This is a genomic window from Pseudonocardia halophobica (assembly GCF_027922425.1).
Classification (GTDB): Bacteria; Actinomycetota; Actinomycetes; order Mycobacteriales; family Pseudonocardiaceae; genus Pseudonocardia; species Pseudonocardia halophobica.
Genome location: NZ_BSFQ01000065.1, coordinates 1 through 16,851, shown reverse-complemented (window position 1 = coordinate 16,851; position 16,851 = coordinate 1). Strand labels below are relative to the sequence as shown.

Genomic DNA, 16,851 nt, shown 5'->3' with positions numbered 1-16,851 from the left:
CCCCAGCCCCGCATACCCCACCCCCACCCGGGTAGGCGGGGGCCATGACCGACCCCCAGAACCCCGAGCGCAGCAGGGCCGAGGACGAGCCGGCGCTGCCCGACGACCCCGTGGACCAGGACGCCGAGCCGACGATGACGGCGCCGGCGGAGGACCGGCCGGACGGGGGCACGCAGGATCCCCGCGGCGACAGCCCGGACGTGGCGGACGCCGACGGCGAGGGGTGATCCCGGGCCTCAGCCGGTCCGCGGCGAGTCCTCCCCCGGCAGCAGCACGCGGGCGAGCCGGCGGATGCGTTCGGGGGTGACCCGGCCCTGCACGGAGTCCCGCACGACCCGGAAGCGGGCCGCCCGGACCTGGCGCGCGGTCACCTCGGTGACCACGGGCTCGTCAGCCTGGTCGCTCATCGTCGTCCTCCGTGTCGAGCACGAACCTCTCGCGGGCCGCACCCGGTGGTTCCGGCGGCGCGAAGGCCCGGTCGAGCTCGTCCAGGATAGCGTCGACCCGCTTCGCGTACCGCCGGTTGAAGGCGTACCAGTGCCCCGTGATCCGCCGCTCCTCCAGCATGTGGCGGGCGGCCTCGGGCGCGACCTTCCCCTCGACGACCCAGTCGTAGACCTGACTGCACCAGCCGAGCAGCGCCGTGTCCTCCTCACGGCGCCGCTTGCCCTCGCCGACCAGCAGGTTCGCCGCGGCGCCGAGCAGCGCGCCGAGGAGCGCGCCCAGGAAGCTCATCCACGTCGCAGCCATCGACGCGGACGCTAGCGGGCACCACCGACGAAATTGCCCCCGAACCGCCGGGGCTACCCGTGTCGCTTCAACTCGTGGAAGAACCCGTCGACGACCTGCAGCTCCCCCGCCCGCACGATCTGGTCGTACACGTACTTCCCGACGGCCAGGTCGAGCACGCCCAGCCCGAACGGCGAGAAGATCACCGTGCCCTCGGCCGGCACCGACGCGCGCCCGGACAGGACGTCGTCGAGCGTCCCGGCCAGGAAGTCCCGGTGCCCGAGCCGCTGCTCCACCAGGTGCGGCGACGTGTCCGCCTTGAGGCAGTGCTCGACGTCGTCGACGTAGTTGGTCGCCTCCAGCAGGATCTCCGGCGCGAGGTCGCGCAGCGAGACGTGCAGGACCAGCGGCCCGTGGTCGAACCACGAGACGTCCGTGACGTGCGGGGTGCCGGCGATCGTCGCGAAGACCACCAGGTCGCTGCCCCGGATCAGCTCCTCGGGGGTGTCGTACAGCGTGACCCGGCCCGGCGTGCCCGTGCGTTCGAGGTGCCCGCGGAAGCCGGCGGCGCTGTCCGCCGACAGGTCGAACACGCCGATCTCCTCGAACTCCCAGCCGGTCCCGGCGAGGAAGGTCTGGATGTACCGCGCGATCAGGCCCGTGCCGAAGAACCCGACGCGGGTCGGCCGCTTGCGCCCCTCGCTCAGCCGGTCCGCCGCGAGCGCCGCCGAGGAGGCGGTGCGGGTGGCGCTGATGATCGAGCTCTCCATGCAGGCGAAGGGGTAGCCGGTGTCGTGGTCGTTGAGGATCAGCACGGCGGAGGCGCGCGGGATCCCGGCCTGGACGTTGCCGGGGAAGCTGGAGATCCATTTCAGCCCGTCGACCGGGGTCTGCCCGCCGAGCGAGGCCGGCAGCGCGATGATCCGTGAGGTCGGCCGGTCCGGGAACCGCAGGAAGTACGACGGCGGGTTCACCGTGTCCCCCGCCCCGTGCAGCCGGTAGGTGGCCTCGACCAGGTCGGTGATCTCGCGCTCCCGTCCCGCCAGCGCCCCCTGGACCTGCGATCCGGAGACGACCGCGAACGGCGGCACCGTGAGCCCGGTGCCCGAGGGCTCTGCCGTGCGATCTGCGGCGGGGTCGACGGCCGTCACCGGGCACCGCCCTGCGGGGCGCAGTCGGCGAGCTTGACCGAGTCGGCCAGCCCGACGAGCACCTGCCGGTCGCCCTGGTAGGGCTCCCGGCTGTGCGCGCAGCGGACGTTGTCGACGAGCAGCAGGTCACCGGCCTGCCACGGCTCGCGCAGCGTGTGGGCGGTGTAGACGTCGTTGATCAGCGCGATGACCTCGGGGCCGATCGGGTCGCCGTTGCCGAACCTCGTGGTGAACGGCAGGCCGTCGGGGCCGTAGGTGTCGACGAGGAACTCGCGGACGTCCGGGTCGAGCGTGAACTCGTTGAGGAAGGCGATCTGGTTGAACCAGCACCGCGCGCCGCTGACCGGGTGCCTGACGACGGCGAGCCGGCGCTGCCGGGTCTTGAGGCCGCCGTCGGCGGTCCACTCGAAGTCGATCGCGTTGCCGCGGCAGTAGGCCTCGACGGCGCCGCGGTCGTCCGTGCCGAAGGCGTCCGGCCACGAGGCGCCGATCTCGTCGTTGTACGTGCGGGTGAGCATCCAGCCCTCGCGCTCGAAGCGGGCGACGAGGTCGGCGGGCAGCGCCTCGAGCACCGCGGAGGCGTCGGAGACCGTGGTGGCGCCGCCGGACGCGGGCGGGTTGAGGCAGGCGAACAGCATCAGGCCCGGGAACTCGAGCGTGTAGCTCAGCTCGTGGTGCATGCACATCTGCTGGTTGGCGGGCCACGAGGTCGACGAGTGCACGCCGTCGCCGAAGTGCTGGCGCGGGGCGAAGGCCTCGCGCTCGCCGAGCAGGGTGTTCGTGAGCCCGCGGAAGACGGCCGCGGTGGCCGCCCAGTCCTGCAGGCCGAGGCCGCGCACGAACAGGTGCCCGTACTGCGTCACCAGGTTTCGGACGGTGTCCCGGTTCTGGGCGGCCCACGCGGCGGGCCCCTGCGGCGCGGTGGTGGTGAGGACGACGGGCCCACCGGGTCGCTGGGTGAGGTCCAGTGCGGGTGCGGGCTGGGTCATGTCTTGTCCTTCCGAGGGTGTGCGACTCGTGGGTCCGGTCAGGAAGAGGCGGCGCGGACCGCGTCGAGTACGACGACCGCCGCGTCGTGGGGCCGGCTCCGGAGGAAGTGGTGCCCGCCCCCGTCCAGCTCTCGGGTCTGCACCTCCCCCGCCAGGAGCTCCCAGTCCCGGCGCCGGGACTCGTCCGCCGTGCTCGGGTCGTCCGCGGCCCGGACCACCGCGACGGGCGGGGTGACCTTGATCCCGGACGTGGCGGCGTCGGCCAGGTAGCGGTGCGCCTCGATGCAGTCGTGGCGGTACGCCGCCGCGACCCGCTGGGCCCCCTCCGGGTCGAGCTGGGCCAGCTCCGGGTACAGGCCGGTCTCGCGCAGCCGGTCGACCAGCGCGGCGTCCGACCGGCCGGACAGCTCGACGATCCCGTTCCGCCGGGTCATCGGGTCGCCGAGCTGCTGCGAGGACAGGACGACCAGCTCGACCCGCACGCCCCGCTCGTCCAGCGCCCGGGCCGCGGCGACGGCGTACGCCGTGCCCGAGGAGTGCCCCCACAGGAGCACGCGGGTGAGGTTCTTCGTGGCGATCTCGGCGACGACGCGGTCGACGATCTCGCCGAGCGGCACGAACTTCTCCGTGGTGGACGGGTCGTGGCCGGGCGGCTCGACGCCGTACACGGTGAGGCCGGACAGCGCGCCGAGCTCGGTGGCCACCGGCCGGAAGTTGACGGCGTTGCCACCGGCCGGCGGGAAGCAGATCAGCGCCCGGCCCGGGTCGGCCCCGGTGACCAGCGGCTGCAGCAGCTCCGCCGGGGCGGCGGCGACGGCCGGGTCGGCCGGCTGGGCGGGTGCGTCGAGCAGGGTGGCGAGGTCGGCGAGCACCGGGTTGCGGGTGATGTCCTTGAGCGACACCGCCCGGTCCAGCGCGACCGCGAGCTTCACCGCGGACAGCGACGAGCCGCCGCGGTCGAAGAAGTGGTCGTGCCGGCTGATCTCCGCCTCCGGCACCCCGAGGATCTGGGCGAACGCGGCGGCCAGCCGCTGCTCGGCGGGGGTCGCCGGAGCCTCGTGGTCGGCGGCCGCGGCGGGCTCCTGGCCCAGCTCGGCGGCGAGCGCGGTCAGCGCCTTCTTGTCGATCTTGCCGTTGGCGGTGAGCGGCAACGGCTCCCGGCGGTGGAAGGCCGCGGGAACCATGTACACCGGCAGCGTCCGGGCCAGTCCGTCCCGCAGCAGGTCGACGGGCAGGTCCTCGGCGGCGGCGTAGAAGGCGACCAGCTGCGCACCCGCGCCCGGCCGCTCGGCCACGACGACGGCACCGTCGCGCACCCCGGGGATGCCCAGCAGCGCGTTCTCGATCTCGCCGATCTCGATGCGGAAACCCCGGATCTTGACCTGGCTGTCCCGGCGGCCGAGGAACTCGAGCTTGCCCTCGGGCGTCCAGCGGCCGTAGTCGCCGCCGCGGTAGAGCCGCTCCCCCGGCACGTGCGGGTCGGTCAGGTAGACCGCGCGCGTGCGCTCCGGGTCGTTGACGTACCCGCGGCCCACGCAGACGCCGGCGAAGCAGATCAGACCGGGCGCGCCGAGCGGGACCGGCTCGAGGTTCTCGTCGGTCACGTACACCCGCACGTTGCGCACCGCCGGGCCGAGCAGGACCTTGGCCGGAGCGGACCGCATGACCTCGTGGTTGGTGTCGTCGGAGGTCTCGGTCAGGCCGTAGGCGTTGACCAGCGACACACCCTGCACCTGCCCGAAGAAGCGCTGGGCCAGCTCGGTCTTCAGGGCCTCGCCGGTCGCCGAGACACACCGCAGGTCGGGCAGCGCGCGGCCGGTGCGCTCCAGGTAGGACAGCACCACCTCGAGGTAGGACGGCACGACCTGCATGACCGCGACCCGCTCGCCGACGACGGTGTCCACGAACCGCTCGACGTCGAGGATCGAGTCCTGGTCCACCACGACGGTCCGGCCGCCGACCAGCAGCGCCGACACCAGCTGCCAGAGCGAGATGTCGAAGCACTGCGGGGCGATCTCGGCGACGACCGCGCCCTCGGCGATCTCCAGGTCCTCGATCTTGGCGAGCAGGTGGTTGAGCATCCCGGCGTGCTCGCACATCGCGCCCTTGGGCTCGCCGGTGGAGCCGGAGGTGAAGTAGACGTACGCGGCCTGGTCGGGGCCGACCTCGATGCCGAGGTCGGAGCCGTCGGGCTCCTCCGCGAGCGCGGTGGCCGGGGTGAGCACGCGGACCTCGGGCAGCGCGTCGAGGGCGCGGTCGAGGGTCTCCGTGCTGCCCGGCTCGGTGACGACCAGGACCGCGTCGCCGCGGGTCAGCGTCTTGCGGATGCGTTCGGCGGGGAAGTGCGGCTCGATCGGCAGGTACACCCCGCCCGCCTTGAACACGGCGAGCACGGCGGCCATCCAGTCGAGGTTGCGCTCCATCACCACGCCCACGACGCCCTCGCGCTCCAGCCCACGGGCACGCAGCGCGCGGGCGAGACGGTTGGCGCGGTCGTTCAGCTCGGCGTAGGTCCAGCGGACGTCGCCCTGAACGGCGGCGACGGCGTCGGGGTGCCGGCGGACGCGCTCCTCGACCAGCTCGTGGAAGCGCCGGTCGGGCAGCGGTCGGGTCGGCCCGGCGAGGCCCTCCAGCTGGAAGGCGCGCTCCTCGTCGGAGAGCAGCGTCGACGCCGTGTGGTCGGCGTCGGGATCGGCGGTGAGCTGCGCGAGCGCGGCGAGGTGGTAGCCCCCGATCCGGGACCCGGCGGCGGCGTCGAGGACGTCCGTGCGGTGCCGCAGCTGCAGGTGCCCGTCGCGGACGCCGACGGTGAGCACGACCTCCCCCGTGGGCTCCGGCGCCGGCCCGGCGGGGTCGACGACGGTCTCGAACACCGGACCGGACACGCCGAGCTCGGCGCGCAGCCCGTCGACCGGGAAGTCCTGGTGGGTGTGCAGCTCGGCGGCGGTCCGCCCGGCGGCCTCGACCAGGGTGCGCCACGGGCCGGGCACCACGGGCAGGCGCAACGGCAGCGGCCCGGCCGGCGTCACCAGCCCGGCGACGGTCTCGGGCTCGCCGGACACCGCGGCCAGCACCGTGGCGTGGGCGGCGACCAGCGCGGCCTCGGTCACCGGACCGGGCAACGCCACCTCCACGAGCGCGACGCCCGGGCGCGGCTCGAGGGTCCAGCGCGGGACCGTGGTGTGCCCGCCCGCCGTGAGCGCGGCGGTCCACCAGACGCGGGCCGCGCTGCCGGGGGCGCAGGTCGGGGCGGCGGTCGGCGAGGTCATCAGGCTCTCCGGGGTCAGGACGGGCGTCGTCGGGGTGAACGGGGTGAACGGGCCGGACGGCGTGGTCATCGGGGGGCTCCTAGCGGGCCGTGAGCAGGGCGGCGGTCCAGTCGGACGCGCCCCGGTCGGTCGGGGACGGGAGGGCGGGCGGGACCGGCGCGGGCGGGTCGGCCAGCTCGTGGGCCGGGTTGCCGCCCCAACGGGCGCCCGCCGGGATCTCCTCGCCCTTCATGACGAAGGAGTCGGGGGCGATCTCCGCGGCGTCGCCGATGGTGACGCCGTAGTGGACGAAGGCGCCGAGGCCGAGGGTCACGCCCGCACCGAGCGTGGTGCGGTCGGACTTGAAGGCGCCGTCCTCCTGCGAGTGGCACTGGATGGTGGTGCCGAAGTTAAGCGTGCAGTCGTCGCCGATGGCGGTCAGCGTGCGCTCGGTGAGGCCGATGCCGTCGTCGAACACCCGGCGGCCCACCCGGACCCCGAGCATCCGCGCGACGAGGTTCTTGTACGGCGTGCCGCCGAGCAGCTTCTCCATCGGCGGGACCACGAGCTTCCAGAAGCGCTCGTGGCGCCAGAAGGCCTTGTCGTAGATCGAGCAGGACTTCGGGCGGAGCCGGCGGAAGCCGACGATCAGCCGCTCCCACAGCACGAACCAGACGATCGTGAACAGCAGGCTCGCCACCACTTCCAGCCCGAACGCCACCGCGCCGAAGTCCTGGAAGTGGTCCAGCGCCAGCAGGCCCAGCAGCAGCAGGCCGAGGACGTGGCCCCAGCGCACCAGCAGCGCGAGGCCGATGGTGACGAGGTTGTGCAGGTTCTTGCGGCGCAGCCGGCGGCGGCGCTCCCGCATGTCGATCTCCAGCACCCGGTCCCGCTGGACGGTGCGGGGGATCTCGAAGGCGGGCGACCCGAGCAGGCCCACCCCGTGCCGGACCGGACCGTCGACCGGCACCGCGACCTTGGTGGCGAGCAGGCAGTCGTCGCCGATGCGCCCGCCGATCGGGTAGGCGATGGCGTTGCCGAGGAAGCTGTTGCGGCCGATGGCGACCCGCGCGGTGCGGAACGAGGTGTTGGAGAAGTCGGCGTTGTTCACCGACAGTCCGTCGGCGACGACGGTGCCGCGGCCCACCGAGGTGAGGAACGGCGTCTCCTGGGCGATGGCCGAGCCGAAGTTCGAGCCGGTCTGCTCGACCTTGCCGAGGTCGTACCCCAGCAGGTACAGGTAGCCGACGATGAACGAGCTGTCCCCGAACAGGTAGACGAAGGTCTTCACGTTCGTCAGCCGGGTGACGGTGCGGTGCAGCGAGTACCGCCACCCGTGCATCGGGTACACGCGGTCCGGCCGGACGAACAGGGCCACCAGCCGCGGGACGGTGAGCACGATCAGCAGCCCGACGGCCAGGCCGCCGAAGACGATGATCGCCGACTCGGCCAGGGCCTCCAGGTAGAACGCCGAGGTGGTGTACCCGAGGACGCCGGGCTGGAGCAGCTCCTTGAACCGCGGCACGGCGTTCACCACGATGTAGAGCCCGCCGAAGCCCAGCGGCAGGTAGATCGCGAACAGCTTGACCAGCTGGCTCGTCACATAGCTGACCTTGCGCAGCGCCCGGATCCGCACGGGCGGGACGGCGCGGAAGTCGGTGTCCGTGGGGACGGCCGGCGAGCCGTGCCAGCTCTGCCCCGCCGGGACGCTCTGCCCGCGGTGCAGCGAGGACGCGTGCCCCAGCTGCGCGCCGTCGCCCATGGCGGTGCCGATGTCCAGCACGCTCTTGTCGCCGACGACGACGTCCTGGCCCAGCGTGACCCGTCCGGTCTGGATCTTGCCCGCGTGCGCGCGGTAGCCCGGCATCAGGGCGTCCTTGCGGATGACCGTGCCCGAGCCGATCGTCACCAGGTCGGTGCAGACCGGCAGGTTCCGGGTGAGGATCACGACGTCCCTGCCGACCTTCGCCCCGAGGGCGCGCAGGTAGAGCGTATAGATCGGCGAGCCGACCATCAGCAGGGCGATCGGGTTGCCGCGCACGAGTGTCTTCACGAGCCAGAACCTGAAGTACCGCAGGCTCCAGACCGGGAACTCCTTCTCCTTCCAGCGCCCGACCAGCACCCACTTCGCGACGACCGGCAGCAGGCACAGCGCCAGGAACGCGCCCGCCCCGGCCTCGACCGACCGGATGTAGGTCTCGAGCACGGTGGTGCTCGTGGAGATCCACCTGTAGGCCCGGTCCATGACGACGCCGGCGGCGGTCGCGTAGAGCGCGAACACCAGCAGCTGCAGGAACCCGGTGAGGTAGTAGCCGAACGTGCTGTGCCGCACCGGGACGACCGGCGCGGGCGCGGCCTGCACCGGCGCCGGGGCCACGGCGCTCGGCGCGGCCGCGGCGGCCATTCCGGCGATCGTCGGGTTGGCGTAGACGTCCCGGATCGAGATGGACGGCAGGTCCTCCCGCTTGCGCAACCGGGCGCAGAACCGGGTCATCACCATCGAGTCGGCGCCCAGGTCGTCGAACACGTTGCGGTCCGTCGGCACGCGGTCTACGCCGAGCACCTCGGCCAGCACCTGGGCCAGCCCGTGGACGACGTCGTCGCCGGCCGCGCCCACGGGGACGACCGGGGCGGCGACGGGCATCGACGGCGCGAAGGCGGTCGCGAGCCCGGCGATCGTCGGGTGAGCGTAGACGTCCTTGATCGAGATCGACGGCAGGTCGGCCCGCTTGCGCAACCGGGCGCAGAACCGGGTCATCACCATCGAGTCGGCGCCGAGGTCGTCGAAGACGTTGCGGTCGGTCGGGACGTGCTCCACCGCCAGCACCTCGGCCAGCACGCTCGCCAGCGCCGAGGCGAGGCCCGCGGAGGACGGGGCCTTGGCCGGGGCGGGCGCCGGGGCGGCCGGGGCGGGGGCCAGGGCGGCCGGGGCGGCTGAGGTGTGCGCCGGAACGGGCGCCGGGGCCGGCGGCGCGACCGGCCGCGGGGCCGGGGCGGGACGGGCCGGGACCGGGGTCCGCGGGAAGGGTGTCGGCGTCAGGGGAGCCGAGGTCCGCGGGAACGGCGTCGGTCGGGTCGAGCGCGGGAACGGCGAGGGCGCCGGGCCGGCGGGCCGCGGGGCCTGCGTCGGCGCGGACGCCGCCGGACGCGGGGCCGGGCTCGGCATCGGGTTCGGCGCGGGGCTCGGGCCCGGGCCGGTCTGCCGCGGGTAGGGCGTGGGCCGCACCGGCGCCGGAGCGCTCGCCCGCGGGTAGGGCGTGGGCCGCCTCGTCGCCGGCTTCTCCTGGGCCGGGGCTGGCGCCGGGGGCGGAGTCGGTGCAGGAGGCGGGGTCGCTGCAGGGAGCGGGGTCACTGCAGGAAGCGCGGTCACTGCAGGAAGGGGGGTCGGAGCCAGGGACGGGGCGGCGGTCGACCCGATGATCCGGTCGAACGTCAGCACGTCCGGCTGCGGCTCACGCGAAGGCGCCGGCGTCGGGGTCGGGGTCGGGGTCGGGGTCGCCGGCGGAGCCGGCGCTACCGCCGTCGAGCCGATGATCTGGTCGAACGTCAGGACGCCCGGCTGCGGCTCGGGCCGAGGCGCCGGAGCGGGAGCCGCCGGCGACGCCGGAGCCGGAGAGGTCGACCCGATGATCTGGTCGAACGTGAGGTTCCCCGACGCAGGCGGGGCAGGAGGCGCAGGAGACACGGCCGGCGCGGGAAGCACCGCCGGGGCAGAGGGCGGCGGGACGGGAGGCGCGGGCGGGACGGGAGGCGCGGCGTCGACCGGCGTCACCGGCGGCCGCAGCTGCTCCAGCTGCTCGTGCAGCCGCGCGTTCTCGGCGCGCAGCCGCGTCATCTCGCCCCCGTTGAGCGGCAGGGCCTCGCGGTCCACCCGTCCGTCGGCGGTCAGCGGCAGCGAGTCCAGCCGCTCCAGGCGGGCCGGCACGTGGTCCGTCGCCAGCCGCTCGCGCAGCCACGACCCGATCTCCCGCTCCGTGACCGCCGGGCTGTCGGCGCGCAGCGTGTAGAAGCCGACCAGCTCGGTGGCGCCGGGCTCGGGCTCGTGCGGCGCGACCGCCGCCGACGCCACCCCGGGCACCGCCAGCATCACCGACTCGATCGCGGTGAGGTCGACGCGCTCGCCGTGCACCAGCACCTGCAGCGCCCGGCGGCCGCGGTACTCGATCTCGCCGGCGTCGTCGACGCGGCCGAGGTCGCCGGTCCGGTAGATCCGCCCCGACGGGTTGCCGGGGATGCCGAGGAAGTCATCGACGAAGGCGTCGCCCGCGGGGTCGGGGAAGCCGCAGGCGAGGCCGAGCCCGGCCACGCCGATCTCGCCGGTCTCGCCGTGCCGCAACGCCCGCGCCGGCTCCTCGGGGTCGAGGACGACGGTCGCGAAGGTCGGCAGCGGCACGCCGATCGTCATCGGCTTGTCGGGGTGCGCGTCCGTCCAGGTCGCCGCCACGGTCGCGCCCGGCGGCACGTACGCGACGAGGAACCGGCGGGCCGGCCGGTGCCAGCGCGCGACCAGGCTCTGGGGGCAGGCCTCCCCCGAGACCAGCAGGAACCGCAGCTGGGGCAGGTCCGCCTCCAGCGTGGCCAGCACGGCCGGGGTGGTGCACAGCGCGGTGACCCGGCGCTCCGCCAGGACGGCGTGCAGGACATCGCCGACGAGGCGCGGGCCGTCGGGTGCGGGCACCAGCGTGGCGCCGGCCGCCCAGGCCATCCAGACCTCCTCGATGCCGCCTCCGGAGAACAGGGCCCGGCCCTGGTAGAGGCGGTGCCCGCGGACACCGAAGGTCTCGGACGAGACCCGGACGGCGTTGCACATGCTGCGGTGGTCGATCTCCACGCGCTCGGACCAGCCGGCGGGGCCGGGTACGTGCACGACGTACGCGGGCCGGTCGACGGGTTCGCCGCGCTCGGCGGGCTGCAGCCGCTGCGGGCTCATCTCGGCGATCAGGGCGGCGGCGTCGTCGACGGCCAGGATCTCGGCGCCCGCGGGCAGCGACCCGACGACGGCGACCCGTCCGCGCAGGTGCGAGCGGGTGAGCACGAGCCGGACCTCGGCGTCGGCCACGAGGAAGCCGAGCCGCTCGGTCGGGGCGTCGGGGTCCAGCGGCACGCAGGTCGCGCCGATCTTGAGGACCGCGAGGAGGGCGACGTAGGTCTCGACCCGGACGTCGAACAGCAGGGCGACCCGGTCGCCGGGGCGGGCGCCGTGCAGGCGCAGGTAGCGGGCGAGACGGTTGGCGCGGGCGTCGAGCTCGTCGTAGGTCAGCGAGGCCCCGGGGCCGTCGACGGCGAGCTGGCCGGCGCGGCCGTACTCCCGGATCCAGTCGCACCGTTCCTCGAACACCGAGTCCAGGCGCTCGTGGCGACGGACCCGCCAGCCCTGCGCCTCGTGCCGGTCGACGAGGACCAGCTCCGAGAGCGGGGCGGGCGGGCCCGCGGGGGCCTCCGCCGGGGCGTGCCCCGGGGTGGGCGGCAGCAGTGCCATCTTCTCAGGCCACCAGGCTCTCGTCGGCCGGCTCGACGAGCACGTCCTCGCCGAAGTTGTCCCGGACCCACTCGGTTCGGTACAGCGTCTCCAAGTAGCGTTCGCCCAGATCGGGGGCGAGCGTTACCGACGTGAGGTGCCCGGCCGAGTTCTGGTCCAGCCAGGCCTTCGCGCCGCTGACCACCGTGCCCGTAGATCCGCCGAAGAGAAAGCCCTTTCTCGCGATCCGGTGACACATGGCGACCGCGTCGGCCTCCTCGACGAACACCACGTCGTCGATGTAGGACCGGTCGAAGATCTCCGGCACGACGCTGGTGCCCAGGCCGGGGATCAGCCGGCGCCCGGAGGGCTGCCCGAAGGTCACCGAGCCGACGGCGTCGACGGCCACGATGTGCACGTCCGGGCGGTACTGGCGGAACCAGCGGGCGCAGCCCATCAGCGTGCCGGTGGTGCCGGCGCCGACGAACAGCACGTCGAGCTGCGGGAACTCCTCGGCGATGGCCGGCGCGGTGGTGCGGAAGTGCGCCTTCCAGCTGTTCGGGTTGCTGTACTGGTTCAGGCAGTGGGCGCGCGGGTCGGCCGCGAGGACGGCCCGCACGTACGCCTGGCGCGCACCGAGGTAGCCCTCGGGGCCGGCCTCGCGGATCACGCGGACGTCCGTGCCCATGGCCTCCATCAGCTGGATGGTGGCGGCGTTGCAGCGGATGTCGGTGACGCAGATGAAGCGGTAGCCCTTGTTGGCGGCGATGATGCTCAGCGCCACGCCCAGGTTGCCGGACGAGGACTCGACGAGCGTCGAGCCGGGCCCGATCTCCCCCGCGCGCTCGGCGGCCTCGACCATGGAGGCGGCGGCCTTGAGCTTCACGGAGCCGGCGAAGTTGAAGCCCTCGCACTTCAGGTACAGCTCGTGTCCGACGATCGAGCGGAGGTCGACGAACAGTCGCTCCTCGGTGAATTCCTGCGGACCGGTCACGATCGGCATTGCTGTCTCCCCCCATCGAGCAGCCTCGGTGCTGCTGCGTTCCCCCGGTTCGTCGGCCGCCGTTGGTGCGGTTCGACGGGAACGAGAATGCTCTGGGGAGAGCCCTGGGACATTGGGGCAGATACCCGAGGTGACGGAGTGATCCCCCTGACCCCACCGGGGGTTTACCCCCGGTCCTCCGGGGGCCCCCTCCCTCGCCGCGCGGGCCCCGGACCCCGACCCTTCTCGGCAGCCCGCCGCAGCGGGTGCATCACCAGCGCCCGCCGGAGCGGGCCCGTCGGGGGAGGACACCGTGTCCGGAGGGAACGTCGCAGGAGCACCGGAGCCGCCGAGCCGCATGCAGCTGGGCCTGGCCACCGGAGTGCCCTTCGGCCTGTTCTGGGGCGTTCTCGTGGCGCTGCAGGGCGGCCCGGGCGCCGACGCCGGACCCGCCGGCTACGCGATCCTGGCGGTGGCGTCGATCGTGGCCGGGGCGCTGTTCGGGCTGATCATGGCCCTGGTCCTCGGTCACCTCCAGGACCGGGCGGCGCGCCGGACCGGGGTGGCCGGGGTGGTCGCGCAGCGCACCGTGCGTGCCGCGGTGTCCGGGCCGGAGGTGCTGGCCCGTGTGCGCGAGGCCGCCGCGCTCCTGCCCGGCGGCCGGCTCACGGCCGTCGACGCCGACCGCGCCCTGCTGCGGACCGGCGTGACCTGGCGCAGCTGGGGCGAGCGGGTCGAGGTCGAGGTGCACCCCCAGGGCCCGGCGGCCCGGGTCGTGCTGCGCAGCCGCCCGCTGGTCCCGTTCACCCTCGTCGACCAGGGCCGCAACGCCGAGAACGTGGCGCGGCTGGCCGACTGGGTGGCGGGCCTGCCCTGAGCCCCCGTTTCGCCCCCGTCGTGTCCGGGTAGGACCTGACGCCCGCACGACAGGACGGAGGGTCGACGCCCGTGGACCACACGCAGGCACCGGTGCTGGACGCCCTCGAGGCCTACCACCGCGAGCACCACACCCCGTTCACCCCGCCCGGCCACAAGCAGGGCCGCGGCGCCGATCCGCGGGTGCGGGCGGTCCTGGGCGAGGACGTCTTCCGCGCCGACGTCCTCGCCTCGAGCGGGCTCGACGACCGGGCCTCGTCCTCCGGGATCATCGCCCGGGCCCAGGAGCTCATGGCCGACGCCGTCGGCGCCGAGAACGCCTTCTTCTCCACCTGCGGCAGCTCGTTGTCGGTGAAGAGCGCGATGCTCGCCGTGGCCGGCCGGCACGGGCGGCTGCTCGTGGGCCGGGACGCCCACAAGTCCGTGATCTCCGGGCTTGTGCTCTCGGGCCTGCAGCCGGTGTGGGTGTCCCCCCGCTACGACCGCGACCAGCACCTCGCCCACCCGCCCTCGCCCGCCGACGTCGAACGGGCCCTCGAGCGGGACTCCGACGTCGCCGGAGTGCTGATCACGAGCCCGACGCCCTACGGCACCTGCGCGGACATCTCCGCCATCGCCGAGCTGTGCCACGCGCGTGGGCTGCCGCTGCTCGTCGACGAGGCCTGGGGCGCGCACCTGCCCTTCCACGAGCGGCTGCCGACCTGGGCGATGGACGCGGGCGCGGACCTCTGCGTGGTCAGCATCCACAAGATGGGCGCCGGGCTGGAGCAGGGCTCGGTGTTCCACCAGCAGGGCGACCTGATCGACCCGACGTTCCTGGCCGCCTGCGCCGACATGCTCTCGACGACCAGCCCCAACGTCCTGCTGTGGGCCGGGATGGACGGCTGGCGGCGGCAGATGGTGGAGCACGGCCACGAGCTGCTCGGCCGGGCGCTCGACCTGGCCGCCGACGTCCGCCGGCAGGTCGACGCGATCCCCGGGCTGACCCCGCTGCGGGACCAGCTCCTCGGCGCGGAGGCCTCGCACGAGCTCGACGAGCTGAAGGTGCTGATCGACCTGTCGGAGCTCGGGATCAGCGGCTACCAGGCCGCCGACTGGCTGCGCGGGCACCGCGCGGTCGACGTCGGGCTGTCCGACCACCGCCGGATCGAGGCCCAGCTGAGCCTGGCCGACGACGCGCAGACGGCCGGGACCCTGCTCGAGGCCCTCTCGGCCATGGCGAAGGCGGCCGACGGGTTCGACACTCCGCCGCCCGTCGACCTGCCGAGCAAGTCCGCCCTCGAGACCGACGCCGAGATGATCCCCCGGGACGCCTTCTTCGCGCCCTTCGAGGACGTGCCGCTGCGGGAGGCCGAGGGGCGGGTCTGCGCCGAGCAGGTCACCCCGTACCCGCCGGGCATCCCGGTGCTGCTGCCGGGCGAGCGTGTGACCGGGGAGATCCTCGACTACCTCGCCACGGGCCTGCGGGCGGGGATGGTGCTGCCCGACCCGGCGGATCCGAAGCTGGAGACCGTGCGGGTCGTGGCCCGCTGAGCGCCGGTACGCGGCACCGAATGTTCGTTCGCCCGATCGTGGAGGGCCTCAGGCGGGCGGGATGATCCCCTCGGAGACGATCCGGACGACCTCGCCCGGCAGCGACTCGGACCCGGGCCGTCCCGGCCGGTACCACTCGATGATCGAGTTGACCGTGCCCGAGAGCAGCCGGGCGGCGAGCGAGGGCTCCACCCCGGCGCGGACCTCGCCGTCGGCCACGGCGTCGGCGACCAGCGAGGCGATCGTGGCGTCGAACGCCCGGCGCCGGGCCAGGGCCCACCGCTCGGTCTCGGTGTTGCCCCGCACCCGCAGCAGCAGGGTGACGTAGGGCAGCTCGGAGGTGAGCACCTCGACCTGGCGGAAGATGATGTGCCGCAGGCGGTCCAGGGCCGCGCCCTCCTGCGCCGCGGGCTCCTCGAGGATGGCGAACAGGCCGTCGAGCGCACGGTTCAGCGCGGCCCGCAGCAGCTCCTCCTTGCCGCTGACGTGGTGGTAGAAGGAGGACTTCGTGATCCCCGCGGCCCGGGAGAGGTCCTCCATCGAGGTCGCGTCGTAGCCGCGGGCGTTGAACTCCTGCACCGCCACCGCGAGCAGCGACGACGCGTCGTACACCGGCCGGCGCGCACCGGCCGCACCCCGGGCGCGGCGGGTGCGCGCGGGCGGGGCGGGCGGCTCGGACGGCGCGGCGGTCATCGGCCCTCGAACGCGGGCTTGCGCTTCTCCAGGAACGCTTCGACGGCCTCGCGGTGGTCGCGGGTCACACCGAGCCGCGCCTGCCCCTCGCCCTCGTTGGCCAGGACCGTGTCGAGCGACGAGACGGCGCCGATCGCAACCGCCTTCTTGATCTCGGCGTAGGCGAGCGTGGGCCCGGCCGCGAGCCGGCGCGCCAGCTCCAGCCCGGCGCCGAGCACCTCCTCCGCCGGCACCACGGTCCTGACGAGCCCCGACGCCAGCGCCTGCTGGGCGTCGAAGGACTCGCCGAGCAGCAGCAGCTCGGTGGCCCGGGCGGCACCCAGCGAGTGCACGAGGCTGGCGGACAGCCCGGAGTCCGCGGTGAGCCCGATGGCGGAGAACGCCGTGGCGAAGGTGGCGGTGTCGGCGGCGACGCGCAGGTCGCAGGCCAGGGCGAAGCCGAGGCCGGCACCGACGGCGCCGCCGTTGAGCGCGCAGACGACCGGCTTCGGCATCGTCGCGATCGCCCGAACGATCGGGTTGTAGTGCTTCTCGACCGTGTCGAAGGAGGTCGCGGCGTTGCCGCGCAGGGACTCGACGTGCTCGCCGAGGTCCTGGCCGACGCAGAACGACTTGCCGGTCCCGGTCAGCAGGACCGCACGGACGGCGCCGTCGGCCGCCACCCGCTCCAGCGCCTCGAGCAGCGCCTCCTTGACCTCGACCGTGAGCGCGTTGCGCTTCGCCGGGCGGTTGAGCGTGACGATCGCGACGGCCGGGTCCTTGTCGTCCGCGGTGACGAGGACCGCCGGCCCGTCGGGTTCGGCCGCACCACTGTTCGTCTGCACGCGGTCATGCTAGCGTCTCCCGGCAACCGAACGATCGTTCGCCGCGAGACCGGGTGAGCGACGGCGGACACACCGGCTTCCCGACGACGAGGAGACCGCCCGTGAGCATCCCGGTCCTGCGCAGCTATGTCTCCGGTGACTGGCACACCGCGACCGATGAGGGCCGCCCGTTGTTCGACGCGGTGACCGGGGAGGAGATCGCCCGGGTGTCCTCGGCGGGGGTCGACTTCGGCGCCGCGCTGGGCTACGGGCGGGAGGTCGGTGGGCCGGGGCTGCGGGAGTTGACCTTCCATCAGCGGGCCGGGCTGCTCAAGGCGCTCGGGCAGCACCTGCGCGAGCACCGCGAGGAGCTCTACGCCGTCTCCGCG

Annotated in this window: 12 protein-coding genes and 1 pseudogene; 4 read left to right on the top strand and 9 right to left on the bottom strand. The window is 74.1% G+C overall.

Features of this window, described 5'->3' with window-relative positions:
• The first annotated feature begins 44 nt into the window (after positions 1 to 44).
• Positions 45 to 227 carry a hypothetical protein gene (locus PKE99_RS36235; RefSeq protein ID WP_037054045.1) on the top strand — a complete coding sequence of 61 codons (183 nt, stop codon included), beginning with the start codon at positions 45 to 47 and terminating at the stop codon, positions 225 to 227.
• Positions 228 to 236: 9 nt separating this feature from the next.
• Here the strand turns inward: PKE99_RS36235 and PKE99_RS36230 are convergent, their stop codons facing one another.
• From PKE99_RS36230 to sbnA, 7 genes are read right to left on the bottom strand one after another with little or no spacing between them, the layout of a single operon-like run.
• Positions 237 to 407, bottom strand: coding sequence for a hypothetical protein (locus PKE99_RS36230; protein WP_156068092.1), 171 nt, complete (start codon positions 405 to 407; stop codon positions 237 to 239).
• Positions 391 to 750, bottom strand: coding sequence for a hypothetical protein (locus tag PKE99_RS36225; RefSeq protein WP_156068091.1), 360 nt, complete (start codon positions 748 to 750; stop codon positions 391 to 393). Before PKE99_RS36225 ends, PKE99_RS36230 begins: the two co-directional genes overlap by 17 nt.
• A 53-nt stretch (positions 751 to 803) precedes the next feature.
• Positions 804 to 1,880, bottom strand: coding sequence for a 2,3-diaminopropionate biosynthesis protein SbnB (sbnB, locus tag PKE99_RS36220; RefSeq protein ID WP_037054040.1), 1,077 nt, complete (start codon positions 1,878 to 1,880; stop codon positions 804 to 806).
• Positions 1,877 to 2,869 carry a TauD/TfdA family dioxygenase gene (locus tag PKE99_RS36215; RefSeq protein ID WP_037054035.1) on the bottom strand — a complete coding sequence of 331 codons (993 nt, stop codon included), beginning with the start codon at positions 2,867 to 2,869 and terminating at the stop codon, positions 1,877 to 1,879. Before PKE99_RS36215 ends, sbnB begins: the two co-directional genes overlap by 4 nt.
• Before the next feature lie 38 nt (positions 2,870 to 2,907).
• Complete coding sequence (locus PKE99_RS36210; RefSeq protein ID WP_231498491.1) at positions 2,908 to 6,207, bottom strand: non-ribosomal peptide synthetase; 3,300 nt, start codon at positions 6,205 to 6,207, stop codon at positions 2,908 to 2,910.
• A 10-nt stretch (positions 6,208 to 6,217) separates the two neighbouring features.
• Positions 6,218 to 11,596 carry a Pls/PosA family non-ribosomal peptide synthetase gene (locus PKE99_RS36205; RefSeq protein ID WP_063739906.1) on the bottom strand — a complete coding sequence of 1,793 codons (5,379 nt, stop codon included), beginning with the start codon at positions 11,594 to 11,596 and terminating at the stop codon, positions 6,218 to 6,220.
• Between the two features lie 4 nt (positions 11,597 to 11,600).
• Complete coding sequence (gene sbnA / locus PKE99_RS36200) at positions 11,601 to 12,578, bottom strand: 2,3-diaminopropionate biosynthesis protein SbnA (RefSeq protein WP_037054031.1); 978 nt, start codon at positions 12,576 to 12,578, stop codon at positions 11,601 to 11,603.
• Positions 12,579 to 12,870: 292 nt separating this feature from the next.
• On the opposite strand from sbnA, the gene PKE99_RS36195 reads away from it, so the two are divergent.
• Together PKE99_RS36195 and PKE99_RS36190 are read left to right on the top strand one after the other, a co-directional pair.
• On the top strand, positions 12,871 to 13,434 hold the full coding sequence (locus PKE99_RS36195) for a hypothetical protein (RefSeq protein WP_156068090.1): 564 nt from the start codon (positions 12,871 to 12,873) through the stop codon (positions 13,432 to 13,434).
• A gap of 71 nt (positions 13,435 to 13,505) precedes the next feature.
• Entirely contained in the window at positions 13,506 to 14,966 is a 1,461-nt protein-coding gene (locus PKE99_RS36190; protein WP_037054025.1) for an aminotransferase class I/II-fold pyridoxal phosphate-dependent enzyme, read from the top strand.
• A 48-nt stretch (positions 14,967 to 15,014) separates the two neighbouring features.
• On the opposite strand, the gene PKE99_RS36185 is transcribed toward PKE99_RS36190, so the two are convergent.
• Complete coding sequence (locus PKE99_RS36185; RefSeq protein WP_081924751.1) at positions 15,015 to 15,659, bottom strand: TetR/AcrR family transcriptional regulator; 645 nt, start codon at positions 15,657 to 15,659, stop codon at positions 15,015 to 15,017.
• Complete coding sequence (locus tag PKE99_RS36180; protein ID WP_037054021.1) at positions 15,656 to 16,483, bottom strand: enoyl-CoA hydratase/isomerase family protein; 828 nt, start codon at positions 16,481 to 16,483, stop codon at positions 15,656 to 15,658. Before PKE99_RS36180 ends, PKE99_RS36185 begins: the two co-directional genes overlap by 4 nt.
• 107 nt (positions 16,484 to 16,590) lie before the next feature.
• On the opposite strand from PKE99_RS36180, the pseudogene PKE99_RS36175 reads away from it, so the two are divergent.
• Positions 16,591 to 16,851, top strand: a pseudogene (locus PKE99_RS36175) (phenylacetic acid degradation bifunctional protein PaaZ); the annotation flags it as partial.